Here is a 15,656-nt window from a genome sequence, read left to right as displayed (position 1 = left end):
ATACAATTTCCACCAAACTACTATTCAATAATTTCGGCTTCCTCTTTCCATTCATCTTTAAGCTCGATATTCATTTTTTCTGCAGCTTCCTTATTGATTACTAATTTTAGATTTTGTGGATATTGAACAGGCAACTCAGAAGGTTCCTTTTCTCCCTTTAAAATTTGTGCTGCCAATAAGCCTGCCTCATATCCGATATCTTCATAATTAAAGCCGTATGCTGCAAAGCCTCCGCGTTCTACCGAATCAAGCTCACCTACAAATAAAGGCAATTTATTGTCCTGTGCAACCTGAATAACAGATTCCAATGCAGAAACAACCGTATTATCCGTAATGATATAGATGATATCTGCCTTTCCAATCAAGGATTCAGCAGCCTGCTTAACCTCGGCAGATGTTGAAACTGTAGCTGTTACAAGGTCTTTTAAGCCTAATTCTTTAATAGATTCTTTTATCGTATCAACCTGAGCTACAGAATTTTGTTCACCAGCATTATAAACGGTTCCAATCGTTTTATCAGGAAAATTTTCACTAATAAACTTGACTGTGTTTGGAATCGCATCAGGGTGGTTGTCAATTGTTCCCGTTACATTTCCGCCCGGTTCTTCCATCGACTTAACTAACTGTGCCCCAACCGCATCTGTTACAGATGTAAATACAATGGGAATATCCTTAGTGGCATTTAATGCTGCTTGAGCACTTGGTGTCGCGTTAGCAAAGATTAAATCAACACCATCCCCGACAAAGTTGTTGGCAATATTTTGAACGTTACTCTGGTCAGCGTTCGCATTTTGCTCATCATATTCAATTGCAAGGCCTTCTTCCTCCAACGCCTTCTTAAAGCCCTCTGTTGCCGCATCTAATGACGGATGTGTTACATACTGAGTAATTCCAACCTTGTATGTTTCCTTGCTGTCTCCTCCTGCCTCATTTCCGCTTGTACTCTCACTGTCGCCGCATCCGCTTAAAAATAAAGCACCCATTAAGCCTAATGCTGCCAAACTCATTGACTTTTTCTTTTTCATTAGCATGTTAATCCCCCTCAAAATAGATTTCTTTATTACCTAAACGCTTTTATGCTGTTATGCTTTTGTGTAGTAAATTATAATATCAAAATAGCTTTATTTCAATCTATTTGTTCTGTTTTTTCAAAAATAAAATAGATTCTGTCAATTTCATCTAAAAAACTATCAACAATAGCTTAACATAAGCTTTTTCTCCCACACCTGTTACCACGACACCCCTGATATCTGCCCTTATTCTCATTAGACCTACTAGACTGTAAAACCTCCTTTGAAATGAAATAGACCTCTAGCTTTATATTACACGCAAATCTGATATATTGCATTATTCTTTCTATTTAAAAGATAAGAAAAAAGAAGCAGACCCTATTGCCTGCCTCTTGAAGCCGTCTAATACAATAATTGTAAAAAATCTTCCTTTGTGATATTACCAAAATAATGCTTAATATCAATATTCTCTAGCGCCTTTTCTAAGGCGTCCTTTTCATATTTCACATCTTTTATGATGGCTTCAATTTCTTGAACATCACCAACACCAAAGAAATCTCCATAGACCTTACAATTCTCAATTACACCCTTATTTACTTCAAGTCTCACATCAATGCTTCCGACAGGGAAGCGCTGGGAATGCTGGAGATTAAATTTAGGCGATTTTCCGTAATTCCATTCCCATGTTTGATATCTCTCATTTGAGAGCTGATGAATCTTTTCCCAATCCTCTTCTGTTAAGACATATTCAGGAACCTCTGATGCCTCAAAAATATGGGATAATAATAATTGGCGGAACTCTTCCATTGTGATTTTTTCTGATAAAAACTCAGCAATATTGGCCACACGGCTGCGTATAGACTTGATCCCTTTTGATTCAATCTTATCCTTCTTCACCTTTAAAGCGGAAACCACGTTATCAATTTCAGAGTCAAGCATGAGTGTACCATGACTGAACATTCTCCCTCTTGTCGAAAACTGGGCATTACCGGAAATCTTTCGACCATCGACTACGAGATCATTTCGCCCGCTCAGCTCTGCATTAACGCCAAGCTTTCTTAAAGCATTGACAACCGGCTCGGTAAACTTGCTAAAGTTATGAAAGCTTTCTCCATCATCCTTCGTTATAAAGCTAAAATTCAGATTGCCTAAATCATGATAAACAGCTCCACCGCCTGATAGTCTCCTGACAACCGTTATACCATTTTCCTCAACAAAATCAGTATTAATTTCCTCTATTGTATTTTGGTTTTTCCCGATAATAATAGATGGTTTATTTATGTAAAATAAAAGATAGGTTTCATTAATATCAAGATTCTTTAACGCATACTCTTCAATTGCCAAATTAATTCTCGGATCGGTAATACCTTTATTATCTATGAACAACATCGTTTGACACTCCTTTATAAAAAATAGACAAAGCCATTCACATTATCGTCCCTTTTCTTGTCGAACATAAAGGGATACAATAATAATCGTAACATAAGAAAAATAATAAGAAAAATTCAAGTTTATTCAGAATTTGCACAGAAACTACATAGCATGATGAATGGAGGCATCCTTATGAATCACAGATTAACAAACATGTCTAAATGGATGAATCAAAATGAAGTGGATATTTCAATTATTACTTCTACTGAGAATGTTTTTTATTTAAGCGGTTTTTACAGTGACCCACACGAGCGAGTCCTTGCTTTAGTTCTGTTCCAAGAGGAAGAGCCGTTTTTAATTTGTCCCGGGATGGAAAAGGAAGATGCTAAAGCTTCGGGATGGAGCTATGACATTATTGGATACAGTGACGTCGAGAACCCTTGGGAATTGGCTCGACAAGCGATTGAAAAACGCAAGCAAAAAATCACAAAGCTTGCTGTTGAAAAAGAGCATATGAATGTGGAGCGATATGAAGCACTTTCCTCTCTCTTCCCTGAAGCAGCCTTTGTATCTGCTGAGGAGAATCTTCGTAAGCTACGAATGATTAAAGATGAGAAAGAAATCACCATAATCCGTGAGGCCTGTGCATTAGCAGATTATGCTATTGAAGTAGGCTGCTCTGAAATTAAAGAGGGTAAAACGGAATTAGATATTTTAGCGGTCATCGAATACGAACTAAAAAAGAAAGGGATTACCCAGATGTCCTTTGCGACCATGGTACTGACAGGAGCAAATGGAGCTTCGCCCCATGGTACTCCTGGCTTAACGAAAATTAAAAAAGGAGATTTGGTCCTATTTGATTTAGGTGTCGTTGTTGACGGCTACTGCTCTGATATCACAAGAACAGTAGCTTACGGTGATATCACAGATCAACAGCATGAGATATATGATACGGTCCTCAAAGCACAACTTGCAGCGATTGAAGCGAGTAAACCAGGTGTAGCCTGTTCGGAAGTCGATACTACAGCCAGAAACATTATCCGTAATGCTGGGTATGGGGAATATTTCCCGCATCGGCTCGGTCATGGCTTAGGTATAGGCGTTCATGAATACCCTTCTGTTACCGAAACGAATTCATTAATGCTTGAAGCCGGAATGGTTTATACGATTGAACCAGGTATTTATGTACCAAATATTGCAGGTGTCCGAATTGAAGATGATGTATTTGTGACAGCGAACGGAGTAGAAATATTGACGAAATTCCCTAAGGAACTGCAAACAATTAAATAAATCCATTCAAAAGAGCTGTCCCACTAGGGGACAGCTCTTTCTTATCTTACATGTTAAGCACTGCTTTAACATCTAAATAATCTAGGTTTAAGCTTTTTGCCACTTCTTCATAGGTAACATAGCCATTTAATGTGTTCATTCCTTTTAATAATGCTTCGTTGTCAAGACAGGCTTGTTTATAGCCTTTGTTGGCAATTTGTACAGCATACGGAACAGTTACATTTGTCAAGGCAATCGTTGAAGTACGTGGAACCGCACCTGGCATATTAGCAACGGCATAATGCACCACTCCGTGCTTCACATAGGTTGGATTATCATGTGTTGTAATGCGGTCGGTAGTTTCAAAAATACCGCCCTGATCGATTGCAATATCGACAATAACGGAACCAGGACTCATTGATTTGATCATTTCTTCCGACACTAATGTTGGTGCTTTGGCTCCAGGAATTAGAACAGCACCTATCACAAGATCAGATTCCTTAACTGCTTCAGCGATATTAAATGGGTTAGAGATAAGAGTCGAAATTTGCGAACCGAAAATATCATCCAGCTGCCGTAAACGCTCTGGATTCACATCGAGTATCGTCACCTTAGCACCAAGTCCTATAGCAATTTTAGCCGCATTCGTACCGGCGACACCGCCGCCAATAACCGTCACATTTCCTCGCTTCACACCAGGCACACCGGAAAGAAGGATTCCTTTACCGCCATAAATTTTTTCAAGAAATTGGGCCCCTACCTGTGCCGCCATTCTTCCTGCCACCTCACTCATCGGTGTTAATAGAGGCAGACTCCTATTTGGCAGCTGAACCGTTTCATAGGCAATCCCTACCACCTTGTTTTCTAGCAGAGCTCTTGTTAATTCAGGTTCCGGGGCCAAATGTAAATATGTAAATAATATCAAGCCCTCTCTGAAATAAGTGTACTCACTTGGCAAAGGCTCCTTTACCTTCATCACCATATCCATTGACCAGGCTTCTTTTGCTGTTGATACAATGGACGCTCCAGCTTCTATATATTCTTCATCACTGAAGGCAGAGCCAAGACCTGCCCCGGTTTCAATATATACTTCATGGCCCTCTTTAGTTAGATTGACGACTCCAGCCGGTGTCATCGCCACACGGCTTTCATTGTTTTTTATTTCCTTCGGAACACCTATACGCATAATAGTTTGTTAAACCTCCTAATTAATTCCTTTAATATTTATATCTTGTGAGTTAAATTGTCTTCCTGTTTGAGCATACTAAATAACAACACTTCTACAATTTACTCTGTCCATTTTAAAAGAATGTATTTATTCATATATTTTTCTAAATGTTTTTACAAATACATGTTCTTTATATTGTATAATTAAAGTATAAGGAGGGATTATATTATGGCACTAACGTATAAAAAAATCCTTGTCGCAGTTGACGGATCTAAAGAGGCTGAATGGGCATTTAAAAAAGCAATCGCTGTTGCAAAAAGAAATGAATCAAAAATTGTCATTGCACATATTATTGATACGCGGACTTTTGCTACAGTTGAGGCATATGACCGCACAATTGCCGAAAGAGCTGAGCTCTTTGCAAAAGAATTAATGGAGAACTACAAAAAGGAAGCCATTGAAGCAGGTGTCAAAGACGTAGAGTATATTATTGATTACGGCTCACCTAAAGTAAAAATCCCAAAGGATATTGCGAAAAAGTATGAAATTGACCTTATCATGTGTGGTGCGACAGGCTTAAATGCTGTTGAGCGTTTCTTAATTGGAAGTGTTTCTGAACATATCACTCGCCATGCTCGCTGTGACGTGTTGGTTGTACGCAGTGAAACTGGAGAGGTATAAAAAGCAAAACCACGCTGTTGTTCAATACAGCGTGGTTTTTCATTCATTTATAAACAGTTTTTTGCCTTTTCAAGCGCAACCTTAATCTGCTCAAAGCCCGTGCCACCTGCACTGTTTCTGCGGGCAACAGCTGTTTCTGGTGCTAGAACTTCATAAATATCGTTTTCAAATAGCTGACTGGAGCTTTTAAATTCCTCCATTGATAGATCACTTAAGTAACAGCCTTTTTCAACACATTGGAGGACAAGTTTTCCTACTACTTCATGCGCTTCCCTAAAAGGCATTCCTTTGCTTGATAAATAATCTGCCAGCTCTGTTGCATTCGAGAAGTCCTGTTTCGTAGCTTGAACCATATTTCCTGTATTGACCTTCATTGTACGAATCATGCCTGCAAAAATCTTTAAAGAGCCTGTAACCGTTTTAACTGTGTCAAACATGCCTTCTTTATCCTCTTGCATATCCTTGTTATACGCAAGCGGCAAGCCCTTTAACACTGTCAAGAGACCGAAGAGATTTCCATAAACACGTCCTGTTTTACCACGAATTAATTCCGCCATATCCGGATTTTTCTTCTGCGGCATAATGCTGCTTCCGGTTGAAAAGCTATCATCCAAATCGATAAACCTAAACTCCTGGCTCGACCATAGAATTATTTCTTCACTAAAGCGTGAAAGATGCATCATTAAAATTGAGCTTGTTGAGAGAAACTCAAGAATGAAATCCCGGTCACTAACAGCATCCATACTATTTTCATAGATTCCCTCAAAGCCTAGTAGCTCTGCACTGTAATGACGGTCAATCGGAAAGGTTGTACCTGCCAACGCCCCAGCACCAAGCGGCGATATGTTAATTCTTTTTAAGCTTTCTGATAATCGTTGCTTATCACGCTCAAACATCCAGAAATAAGCCATTAAATGATGAGCAAATGAAATAGGCTGTGCTCTTTGCAGATGGGTATATCCCGGCATAATCGTTTCCACATGCTGTTCTGCCTGCTCTAGCAATGCCTGCTGCAATTCTGCTACTAAGCCAATAATATCAGCTACTTGCTTGCTTAAATACAAATGCATATCTGTAGCCACCTGGTCATTACGGCTACGGCCTGTGTGAAGCTTGCCACCGACAGGTCCAATCATCTCTGTCAGCTTACTTTCCAAATTCAAATGAATATCCTCAAGGGCTACAGTGAATTCTAATTCATCATTTGCAGCCTTTTCCTTAAGCGTCTCAAGTCCCTTTTTAATTTGCAGGGCTTCATCATCGGTTAAGATACCTGTTTTGGCAAGCATCGTAACATGGGCGATGCTGCCCGTAATATCTTCCATGACTAATTCTTGATCGAAGGAAATGGAGGCACCAAATTCATCGACCCATTCTTCTGCTGTTTTAGTAAATCTGCCTCCCCAAAGCTTTTTCACGCTTTCACCTTCTTATTTTTCTGCACGATGCTTTGAACCTTTGTTGGAAGTCCCCATAATTGAATAAATCCTACCGCAGCAGTATGGTCAAATGCATCATCAGAAGTATATGTTGCTAATTTTTCATCATATAGAGAGTATTCTGATTTTCTACCTTCAACAATAGCATGTCCTTTGAATAGCTTCACCCTTACCGTTCCGGTAACAAACTTTTGCGTTTCAGCAATAAATGCCGCCAACGCATCCTTTAATGGCGAGAACCATAAGCCTTCATAAATAAGATCTGTTAATTTTAACTCAACCATTGGTTTGAAATGAGCAACTTCCTTTACCAATGTTAAATCCTCTAACTCTTTATGTGCTGTAATAAGAGTCATAGCTGCAGGACACTCATATACTTCACGTGATTTAATACCAACAAGACGGTTTTCAACGTGATCGATTCTTCCTACCCCGTGCTTACCGGCGATTACATTTAAATCTAAAATTAGCTGTGCTAGGGAATCATATTTCTTACCATCAATGCTGACTGGAACCCCCTGTACAAATTCAATTTCAATGATATCAGGTGTATCAGGTGTATCCTCAAGTTCTGCTGTTAAATCATAGGCATCCTTTGGCGGTGTTGCCCAAGGGTCCTCTAGTATACCACATTCATTTGCTCTTCCCCATAGGTTTTGGTCAATGGAGAATGGGCTGTCTAAATTAATCGGAATCGGAATATTCTTCTGCTTTGCATATTCAATTTCTTCTTCTCTTGACCATGCCCACTCACGAACAGGTGCCACAACCTCTAAATCTGGATTTAATGCCTGGATGGAAACCTCAAAACGGACTTGGTCATTCCCTTTACCTGTACAACCGTGTGCAATCGCAACAGCACCTACTTCTTCAGCTACCTCTACTAGCTTTTTAGAAATAAGCGGTCTTGAAAGGGCAGATACAAGTGGATATTTTCCTTCATATAATGTATGAGCCTGTAAGGATAGCAGCGCATATTCCTGAGCAAATTCTTCCTTTGCATCAATCACATATGATTCTACTGCACCAACCTTTATAGCTTTGTCTTTAATAAACTCTAAATCTTTTCCTTCACCAACATCAAGACAACATGCAACCACATCATAACCTTGGTCCTTTAACCAGGTAATTGCAACGGATGTATCTAAACCACCAGAGTATGCTAGAACTAATTTAGGATTTGCCATGAATCATTTCCTCCTCAATCTATTACGAATAAATATTCATCAATTTATATTTTTATTCAATCTTTATGAATAACACTTTAACAACTTTTTTCAAAAAATTCAATAGTAATTTTACAATTTGAATAAAAATAATTATTTTTGTATTAGAATAGAAGAAATGAAAGAGAGTACTTCAATAGTGTGGTAATATTTATATGAATCTTTTGATAAATTAGATAGTTTGATTGGTGACATCATGTAGGAGGATTGAAGAATGAAAGAGTATTTTACTTATAATGAAAGATTAGGGATTGAACTACCGATCATTGATCTCGAGTGGGACGACTTATCACATGAAGTGCAGGAAGCCATATTGCTATACTGGGAGAATATCCGAGGAGCGATACCTGATCGTATTGTCCTCCTTGAAAAGACCATAAATAGGAAACAGGAACAACTGAATGATGAAGGGGACTTCCAAATTTCCTGCCAATTGAATAGTGAAATTGCTGAATTAGCTTCCATTATTAATGACTTATGGCTTTGGTTCCGGCTCAATCAAAATATCTCAGAAAAAATGCATCAATAATACACAAGGTGCCAGGCACCACAAACGGACAATCTGAGTACATTTGTCTTTTTGTGGTGCCTGACACCTTTAACCTTATTTTATATCTTTTTTAAGTTCACGTACGACATGGCCAAGCTCGGGAAGGATGAGTTTATTCATTGCCAGTTTTACAGCTCCTGAAGATCCCGGTGTTGAAAATACAGCTCTCTCTCCAATGACCCCAGCAATAGCACGGGACAAAATAGCTGCTGAGCCGATGTCCTCCTGATAGCTAAGCATGCGAAATAATTCACCAAAACCGGTAATTTCTTTATCGAATAATGCCTGAACCGTTTCAATCGTCACATCTCTTAATGCAATGCCCGTACCTCCATTTGTCAAAATGACATCTATTTCAGGCTGTAAGCAGCCCTGAAGAACAGCTTCCCGAATTGGCCCCTTTTCATCCTTGACAATGACATAATCCCCTATTGTGTGCCCAGCACTCTCTAACAGCTCTATCATTAATTTTCCGCTTTTGTCGGTTTCTTTATTTCTAGTATCACTTACGGTAATAACTTTACATGTAACGCTCTTTTGAGCTTGTTTTTTGTGCTCCTCAATACTCATCTGGATTCTCCTTCTTCTTTAGCAGATATCTAAGCTGATAATATTTGTGGGCAAAGTCTGTTACTTTTCTAGTTAATTGATAATTAACCCCGGCACCAATTGCCATGCTGATAAATGGGATACCTTGTATGAGCTTTCTTCGAAAAGCCATAATCGCAATTCCCTTTAAGCCCTGCTTTAACAGCTGCTCCACCCAGGCAAGATTGGCGATTTCTTCTTTTCCTTCATAGAAGTAATGGTCATGCTGGATATCATTCATCAGCTCCTCCCAGCCCTGCCTTTGCATTCTTAAAGGAAGAATGGCTACATTAAACACCTTTAACGCCGTCATCATTTCATACGGGGTATTGACCTCAATTCCATAGGTCATGGCAATCAACTGGACAATTCGCAAATTAATAACGGCCATTCCCGGAATATCTGCACCGAGCAGAATCACACCGCCAGTACCAGCCATACCGCCTTGAGCAAACGAATAGAGGCGATGCCGGGCAATATGCTGTCCAGCTATGTATTGAAGCTGATCAATGGTAAGCGAATGTAAATCCTCAATGGTTTGAATATCCTCCTGAAAAATCCTTCCACTCTCGATTATTCTTTGCTTCGCATCGAGCTGCAGCTCTGAGCCTTGGATAAATGCATGAAGATGAAATAACCAATTATCAAGAGAAGAGGAGAATTGCTCTCTTATATTTTCCGGTAAGAGCTGGAAAGACCGTTCAATATATCTATCATAAACCAATTGAAAATCATTCGGCTCATAGCTGTACATACGATTTTCCCACTCACGTATTTCTAGATATACCTGTTTTTCACGATTTGTTAGTGTCACACAAAAACCTCCTTCTATTCCAAAATTGCTGGAGCTTTCGGGTAAAAATAAGCGCAGAACTTCTGTCAAAATAATATATAACAACTGTTACCTTACATAAGTATAAAACAACCCTTTATTTTGTATCAGTATATCATAATCAATAAGGAAAATCTTAGGACTGAATCATTCCTACAATTATGAGGAAATAAAGTATAGTAAAAAAAAACAATCCGTTTCCCATAGAAAAATGTAGGAAACGGATTACTTCTTATTTTATATTATTTACTTAAACGTACAACGTCTCTTGCAATCATAACCTCTTCATCCGTTGGGATCACCATTACTTTTACTGGTGAGTGAGGGTAGCTGATAAAACGTTCATCTCCACGCAGATTATTTAATGCAGGGTCCCAGTATACGCCCATAAATTCAAGACCATTTAATACACGAGCGCGGATGGTTTCACTATTTTCACCAATTCCTGCTGTAAAGATAATCGCATCTACACCTGACATACGTGCTGCATAGGCTCCTACATATGCGTGAATACGAGATGCAAATACATTTAAAGCAAGCTCGGCTCTTTCATTTCCTTCTGCAGCCTGTAATTCGATATCACGAAGGTCGCTTGAGAAGCCTGATAATGCCAGCATACCGCTCTTTTTATTTAACACTTCTAATACTTGGTCTGCCGTTTGATCTGTTTTTTCCATAATATAAGGAATAAGCGCAGGGTCAATATCTCCTGAGCGTGTCCCCATTGTTACACCAGCAAGTGGAGTGAAGCCCATAGAAGTATCAATGGAGTGTCCTCCCTGAATGGCTGTAATACTAGCTCCGTTACCTAAGTGGCAGGAAATTAAGCGCAGTTGATCAAGCGGTCTTCCTAGCATTTCAGCCGCACGCTCTGAAACATACTTATGAGATGTACCGTGGAAGCCGTACTTACGAATACCAAAGTCTTTATAATACTCATACGGTACACTGTATAGGAATGAATCCTCAGGCATTGTTTGATGGAAAGCTGTGTCAAAGACGGCAATCGCAGGGACATTAGGCAGTACCTTTTGGAATGATTTAATTCCTGTCACGTTTGCAGGATTATGAAGTGGTGCAAGCTCTGATAAATCTTCAATTTTCTGCAATACTTCAGGTGTAATTAACACAGAGTCAGCGAAGGCTTCACCGCCATGAACAACACGGTGACCTACTCCTTCAATCTCATTTAAAGATTGGATAATTCCAAGGTTTGTTAATTTACTTAATAGTAGTTCAACAGCAACGTTATGATCAGGAATATCAGTTGTTTCCTTAATTTTTTCACCGTTCACCGTAATATTGAAAACCGCATCATTCAAACCAATGCGTTCAATTAATCCTTTTGTAATTACTTCTTCAGTCGGCATATCGAATAGCTGAAATTTCAAGGATGAGCTGCCGGCGTTAATTGCAATGATTTTAGCCATATTTATAAACGCTCCTTTATAAAACAAGTCATTAGTACGGATGTTAATTGGATAATCCATTGAATAAATCAATAGTTAAGTCATACAACGATAGTTTATCCAATTCAATTATTAATATCTCCAATTTCTCATTTAATCATTGTCCGACAAGTTATTCAAGGAATACTTTTACAAAATTGGCTATCTACTAAAAGTAATTATCTTCTGATATTTCGACAAACTCCAACAAGAATCGATTACTTTTTGTTTTCAGTAATCCATCTATCTATTTTAGTCAGGATTTTCTCCATTTCATCACCGTTTGAAAAGGATGGCATATTCGCTAACAGCACCTGCTTTGGCGGCTTTACTGATTCATCTTTTTTCTGAAGTATTAATATGCTCTTTGCTGATTGTTTATTTTTGAACATTGTTTCAGGTAATTGAATCATTCCTTGGATATCAACTGTCTCCTGCAAATACGTATGAAGCTTTTTAGCCTGTGTAGATTCAAAAAGACCATTCGGAATAATAAAAAATAAAAAGCCTGCTGGCTTCACATGGCGGATGCTCTGCTCAATGAATAAATGATGTGCGTACGAGTGTCCTTCATCAGCCTTTAATTGATAATCTGCCGCTCTAATGTCATTTGGATAATAGCCAACAGGTAAATCGCTGATAACGGCATCAACAGACTCTACAAATAGAGGTTCCAAACTGTCCTGATTGAAAAATTCGATTGGATGCTCCTGCAGATTAGCATTCATATAAGCTAACTTAATCAGGAGGTCGTCAATCTCAATACCGATTCCTTGGATTGTTTTATTCATTTCCTGATTCATCGCCGCAGTTAATAAATTTCCGGTCCCAACAGCGGGGTCCATTAACCGATAAGCTTCTTTTGTGACAAATTTATGTAATAAATATCCAACAAACATTCCCACTGAGTCAGGTGTCATCTGATGGTTCGGTTGGACACTTTCCTTCATCCCTTTTAGAATGGCTAATTGAAAGGATTTACGTATTTCTTCTTTTGTATATCTTGTGATGTGGCAGTCTTCATAAATTCTCTTCAGTCTCTTTAACGTTAATTCACTTAAGTCATCCTGTAATACGGATTGATGAAATATATTTTCACCCGTTTCAGCTAATGCCTCTAAATAGCTGACATTCAATTCCTCTTGTAAAAGAACGGCTGTATCGTTTATAACCATAAATAATTCTTCAACCGGAGTCGTTTTCACATTTTTTTCCTCCTGTTACTAGTCTCTTTTCCTATTTTAGCGGGGTTTGTTTAGTTGTACAAGTAAGGACCCCAAAAACACAAATAGAAAGCCAGCTTACAATAGCTGGCTTTCTTTCAACTGCTGCATTTATTTTGCTTGTTTTGCTGCTTCAATTGCAGCTTCGTAGTTAGGGTGGTTCGTTGCTTCACTTACATATTCTGCATATGTAACTGTGTCATTTGAATCGACTACAAATACGGCACGTGCTAGTAAACGTAATTCTTGGATTGCTACACCAAATGCTTCACCGAAAGAAAGGTCACGATGATCGGAAAGTGTTTGGACCTTATCAATACCAGCAGCCCCACACCAACGTGCTTGTGCAAATGGAAGGTCAACACTAACAGTTAGGATTTTGACATTGTCTAGGTTTGCTGCTTCTTCGTTAAAGCGACGAGTTTGCGCATCACATACACCAGTATCAAGTGATGGGACAACACTGATTAGACGTACGCTTCCTTTAGAATCCTCTAAAGTAACAGGCGTTAAGTTATTTGCAAGCACCGTAAAGTTAGGTGCTTTATCTCCAACCTTTACTTCATTACCAAGTAGTGTTACTGGATTTCCTTTAAATGTAATTGATGCCATGTTATATTTCCTCCTATAATAACAATATATGTACATTGTAAATATAGCTTTTCACGTCGACTTTTGCAACAAATATGTATTGAAATTCTAAAACAAGCGAAAATTCCGATAAATAGATTTTCAATAGAAAAGGTTAACTCTCACTGGAGAAAGTTAACCTTTATTTGTATCAAATTCGCTCATCGAATTTGCGTCCGGATTTTTATCGAGCTCGCTCGATAAACTACCCTAAAAAAATCCGTGACATCCGCCGGAAGCTTAACTTCATTCAGCCGGGGTTTGACCCCTCACTTGTAGAAGTGTGGAGGACTTCTGTGCCTGTCGTGAAGCTTTCGGTACAAAAAGCATTTGCTGATTGAAGTTAAAATTCAAGCTCCTTTTTCTGGCCGTTATACTCATTTGATTGCTGTCCACCGGACTGATCATCAGATTGGTTTTTCTGCTGTTTTTGATCACCGGATTGATTGCTATTATCTTTACTGGACATCATTTGCTGGATTTTATCTACAGCCTGTGGAGCAAGATCTAAAATCCGTTCATATAGATGGGTGTTTTCATCAAGGTGAACCATTTTCACCCCATGTGCATTAACAATTAAAAAGGCAATCGGAGTAATGGAAACACCTCCACCACTACCGCCGCCAAACGGCATCTTCTGCTTGTCACCGCCTTGGCTTCCACTTCCGCTGTCTACATTAAATTCACTACCGCCGGCTGCAAAGCCGAAGCCAACCTTTGAAACGGTTAATATGACGCTGCCATCAGGGGTTTCAACTGGATCCCCAATAATGGTATTCACATCAATCATTTCTTTTAAATTTTCCATTGCGGTTGTCATTAATCCTTGAATTGGATGATCGGACATTGTTTACTTCCTCCTCTTCTAGAATGGTTTTGTTTTATCATTTGTTAAGGCGGATAATGGCTTTGATTTAAATTTAGGTCTTCCACCCTTCCAAAATTTAAGCAATTGGATTCCTGCTACCATAGCATGCCCGATTCTAAATTGAAGCATACATTTAAATGAGGTTTGTGTAACCGCCATTTGAAAGTGAGGTTGAACGTTCATCTGCGGCATTACCTGCAGCTTGAAATAGCTGCTGATAATACCAATAATGGCTCCTTTTATTGACCAGGCAGCGCCAGTCAGCATTCCCGTCAAGGCCGCATCTCCTGTCCCAAGCAAGGTATTCCATTCAAACTCTATAATCTTTACCTTTTTTAAAAATCGACGAATGATTTTATGTAATGAGACCACATGCTCTAATAGCATTTTAAAATCGTAATAGCTCTTTATCAGATCATCAGGAGTCATTTTTCTATGACCCTCTTTCTTGGTCTTTTCTTCTTTCCCTGACTTCAATTTTTCTTTTGTTACAATAGCAGCTGAATCGTCATCTATTTTGATAACTGGAATATCTAATTTATATTTGATTAGTCCAAATAACGCTTTAAATTCAATTTTTAACGAATCATCATCTTGGGCATGAAAATAGCTGATTATTACTCTTAGCTTTGTCACGATGATGATGATGAACAGCAGCAGAATTACTAAACAAAAGACCAAGATCCATTTCAATATGGTTCACCACCTTTCAAGCTTTTATTATTGGCAATAAAAGGCACAAATAAACCTGCCATCTTAAAGATGACAGGCTTTAGTTAGTCCTTTATGAACGTTCATGAACCACCGTTGTATCTGCAAATAAATCATGAATTCCTTGTCTTTTTGGTAGAAAAGCAACCACGATATAGAGAATCAGAATACTTCCTGAAATAAAACGTCCGATCCACTCACGAAACATAATTGTGGACCAGCTTAGCTTTTTAGCTTCGAGCGAAATGACCTTTAATCCAAACACCATCTTACCCAGTGTCTGACCAAAGAATTTAGTCATCAAGACAAAGTATCCATAGAAAATAACAGCTGTTGTGATAGATACAGGAGCAAAAATACTTGGATCGCTTATTTTTATGTCAAGGGCTCTGAAAATGGGATAGACGAGAATTCCATTCACGCTGGCAATAACGACTAAGTCGAGTAAATACGCCCAGAATCTCATCCAAAACCCTGCATAGCGATATTCTGCTTTTTCAACTGCCGGTGGATTAATGACGTCTGTTCCTTGTTCAGTATTCTCTAGTTGGTGTCTACTTTGTTCTAATTCCCCTCCATGTAACGGTGTACCTTCATCCGTATCATTTTGTCTTTTTTCAAAATCCTGTTGGTTAGAGTCCA

The 15,656-nt window shown here is 38.7% G+C and carries 16 protein-coding genes; 3 read left to right on the top strand and 13 right to left on the bottom strand.

The genetic code is table 11. From position 1 onward, the window contains the following. Nucleotides 1-20: 20 nt before the first annotated feature. Entirely contained in the window at nt 21-1,025 is a 1,005-nt protein-coding gene (locus BQ5321_RS07195) for an ABC transporter substrate-binding protein (RefSeq protein ID WP_187143778.1), read from the bottom strand. Between the two features lie 387 nt (nt 1,026-1,412). Next, nucleotides 1,413-2,399 (bottom strand): lipoate--protein ligase, encoded by a 987-nt coding sequence (locus BQ5321_RS07190; protein WP_071393846.1) that lies wholly within the window; start codon nt 2,397-2,399, stop codon nt 1,413-1,415. 174 nt (nt 2,400-2,573) lie between these two features. On the opposite strand from BQ5321_RS07190, the gene BQ5321_RS07185 reads away from it, so the two are divergent. Then, entirely contained in the window at nt 2,574-3,671 is a 1,098-nt protein-coding gene (locus BQ5321_RS07185; protein WP_071393845.1) for a M24 family metallopeptidase, read from the top strand. A 46-nt stretch (nt 3,672-3,717) separates the two neighbouring features. Here BQ5321_RS07185 and ald read toward each other — a convergent pair whose 3' ends face one another. Continuing rightward, nucleotides 3,718-4,836: an alanine dehydrogenase gene (gene ald, locus BQ5321_RS07180; RefSeq protein WP_071393844.1), complete on the bottom strand. Its 1,119-nt coding sequence runs from the start codon at nt 4,834-4,836 to the stop codon at nt 3,718-3,720. Nucleotides 4,837-5,046: 210 nt separating this feature from the next. On the opposite strand from ald, the gene BQ5321_RS07175 reads away from it, so the two are divergent. Further along, nucleotides 5,047-5,499: a universal stress protein gene (locus BQ5321_RS07175; protein ID WP_071393843.1), complete on the top strand. Its 453-nt coding sequence runs from the start codon at nt 5,047-5,049 to the stop codon at nt 5,497-5,499. A 47-nt stretch (nt 5,500-5,546) separates the two neighbouring features. Here BQ5321_RS07175 and argH read toward each other — a convergent pair whose 3' ends face one another. Then, the gene (argH, locus tag BQ5321_RS07170; RefSeq protein WP_071393842.1) at nt 5,547-6,917 is read right to left on the bottom strand and encodes an argininosuccinate lyase; all 1,371 of its coding nucleotides are present in this window, start codon (nt 6,915-6,917) and stop codon (nt 5,547-5,549) included. After that, nucleotides 6,914-8,125, bottom strand: a complete 1,212-nt coding sequence (locus BQ5321_RS07165; RefSeq protein ID WP_071393841.1) for an argininosuccinate synthase — start codon at nt 8,123-8,125, stop codon at nt 6,914-6,916. Before BQ5321_RS07165 ends, argH begins: the two co-directional genes overlap by 4 nt. A gap of 253 nt (nt 8,126-8,378) precedes the next feature. On the opposite strand from BQ5321_RS07165, the gene BQ5321_RS07160 reads away from it, so the two are divergent. Next, a complete protein-coding gene (locus BQ5321_RS07160) occupies nt 8,379-8,693 on the top strand; it encodes a hypothetical protein (RefSeq protein ID WP_071393840.1) in 315 nt (104 codons plus the stop codon). A 75-nt stretch (nt 8,694-8,768) separates the two neighbouring features. Here BQ5321_RS07160 and BQ5321_RS07155 read toward each other — a convergent pair whose 3' ends face one another. From BQ5321_RS07155 to BQ5321_RS07115, 8 genes are all read right to left on the bottom strand, one after another. Next, entirely contained in the window at nt 8,769-9,284 is a 516-nt protein-coding gene (locus BQ5321_RS07155; protein WP_071393839.1) for a MogA/MoaB family molybdenum cofactor biosynthesis protein, read from the bottom strand. Beyond that, the gene (locus BQ5321_RS07150; protein WP_071393838.1) at nt 9,274-10,116 is read right to left on the bottom strand and encodes an EcsC family protein; all 843 of its coding nucleotides are present in this window, start codon (nt 10,114-10,116) and stop codon (nt 9,274-9,276) included. Before BQ5321_RS07150 ends, BQ5321_RS07155 begins: the two co-directional genes overlap by 11 nt. Before the next feature lie 260 nt (nt 10,117-10,376). Continuing rightward, a complete protein-coding gene (locus tag BQ5321_RS07145) occupies nt 10,377-11,564 on the bottom strand; it encodes an acetate kinase (RefSeq protein WP_071393837.1) in 1,188 nt (395 codons plus the stop codon). Nucleotides 11,565-11,800: 236 nt separating this feature from the next. Beyond that, nucleotides 11,801-12,787, bottom strand: coding sequence for a class I SAM-dependent methyltransferase (locus BQ5321_RS07140; protein WP_071393836.1), 987 nt, complete (start codon nt 12,785-12,787; stop codon nt 11,801-11,803). A gap of 129 nt (nt 12,788-12,916) precedes the next feature. Further along, nucleotides 12,917-13,417, bottom strand: a complete 501-nt coding sequence (gene tpx / locus BQ5321_RS07135; RefSeq protein ID WP_071393835.1) for a thiol peroxidase — start codon at nt 13,415-13,417, stop codon at nt 12,917-12,919. A 361-nt stretch (nt 13,418-13,778) separates the two neighbouring features. Further along, nucleotides 13,779-14,282 (bottom strand): GerW family sporulation protein, encoded by a 504-nt coding sequence (gene ytfJ, locus BQ5321_RS07125; protein ID WP_071393833.1) that lies wholly within the window; start codon nt 14,280-14,282, stop codon nt 13,779-13,781. Between the two features lie 18 nt (nt 14,283-14,300). Beyond that, nucleotides 14,301-14,996, bottom strand: coding sequence for a DUF2953 domain-containing protein (locus BQ5321_RS07120; protein WP_071393832.1), 696 nt, complete (start codon nt 14,994-14,996; stop codon nt 14,301-14,303). A gap of 91 nt (nt 14,997-15,087) precedes the next feature. Beyond that, the gene (locus BQ5321_RS07115) at nt 15,088-15,531 is read right to left on the bottom strand and encodes an RDD family protein (protein WP_071396808.1); all 444 of its coding nucleotides are present in this window, start codon (nt 15,529-15,531) and stop codon (nt 15,088-15,090) included. Nucleotides 15,532-15,656 lie beyond the last annotated feature (125 nt).

Source organism: Bacillus tuaregi (genome assembly GCF_900104575.1).
Taxonomy (GTDB): Bacteria; Bacillota; Bacilli; order Bacillales; family Cytobacillaceae; genus Bacillus_BD; species Bacillus_BD tuaregi.
Note: the sequence above shows the minus strand (reverse complement) of the source record. Positions and strands in the feature narration are given on the sequence as shown.

What these genes read in the sequence shown, in the direction of transcription:
- BQ5321_RS07195 (WP_187143778.1), bottom strand. Translation starts at nt 1,025, where the DNA reads ATGAAAAAGAAAAAGTCAATGAGTTTGGCAGCATTAGGCTTAATGGGT.
- BQ5321_RS07190 (WP_071393846.1), bottom strand. Translation starts at nt 2,399, where the DNA reads ATGTTGTTCATAGATAATAAAGGTATTACCGATCCGAGAATTAATTTG.
- BQ5321_RS07185 (WP_071393845.1), top strand. Translation starts at nt 2,574, where the DNA reads ATGAATCACAGATTAACAAACATGTCTAAATGGATGAATCAAAATGAA.
- ald (WP_071393844.1), bottom strand. Translation starts at nt 4,836, where the DNA reads ATGCGTATAGGTGTTCCGAAGGAAATAAAAAACAATGAAAGCCGTGTG.
- BQ5321_RS07175 (WP_071393843.1), top strand. Translation starts at nt 5,047, where the DNA reads ATGGCACTAACGTATAAAAAAATCCTTGTCGCAGTTGACGGATCTAAA.
- BQ5321_RS07165 (WP_071393841.1), bottom strand. Translation starts at nt 8,125, where the DNA reads ATGGCAAATCCTAAATTAGTTCTAGCATACTCTGGTGGTTTAGATACA.
- BQ5321_RS07160 (WP_071393840.1), top strand. Translation starts at nt 8,379, where the DNA reads ATGAAAGAGTATTTTACTTATAATGAAAGATTAGGGATTGAACTACCG.
- BQ5321_RS07155 (WP_071393839.1), bottom strand. Translation starts at nt 9,284, where the DNA reads ATGAGTATTGAGGAGCACAAAAAACAAGCTCAAAAGAGCGTTACATGT.
- BQ5321_RS07145 (WP_071393837.1), bottom strand. Translation starts at nt 11,564, where the DNA reads ATGGCTAAAATCATTGCAATTAACGCCGGCAGCTCATCCTTGAAATTT.
- tpx (WP_071393835.1), bottom strand. Translation starts at nt 13,417, where the DNA reads ATGGCATCAATTACATTTAAAGGAAATCCAGTAACACTACTTGGTAAT.
- ytfJ (WP_071393833.1), bottom strand. Translation starts at nt 14,282, where the DNA reads ATGTCCGATCATCCAATTCAAGGATTAATGACAACCGCAATGGAAAAT.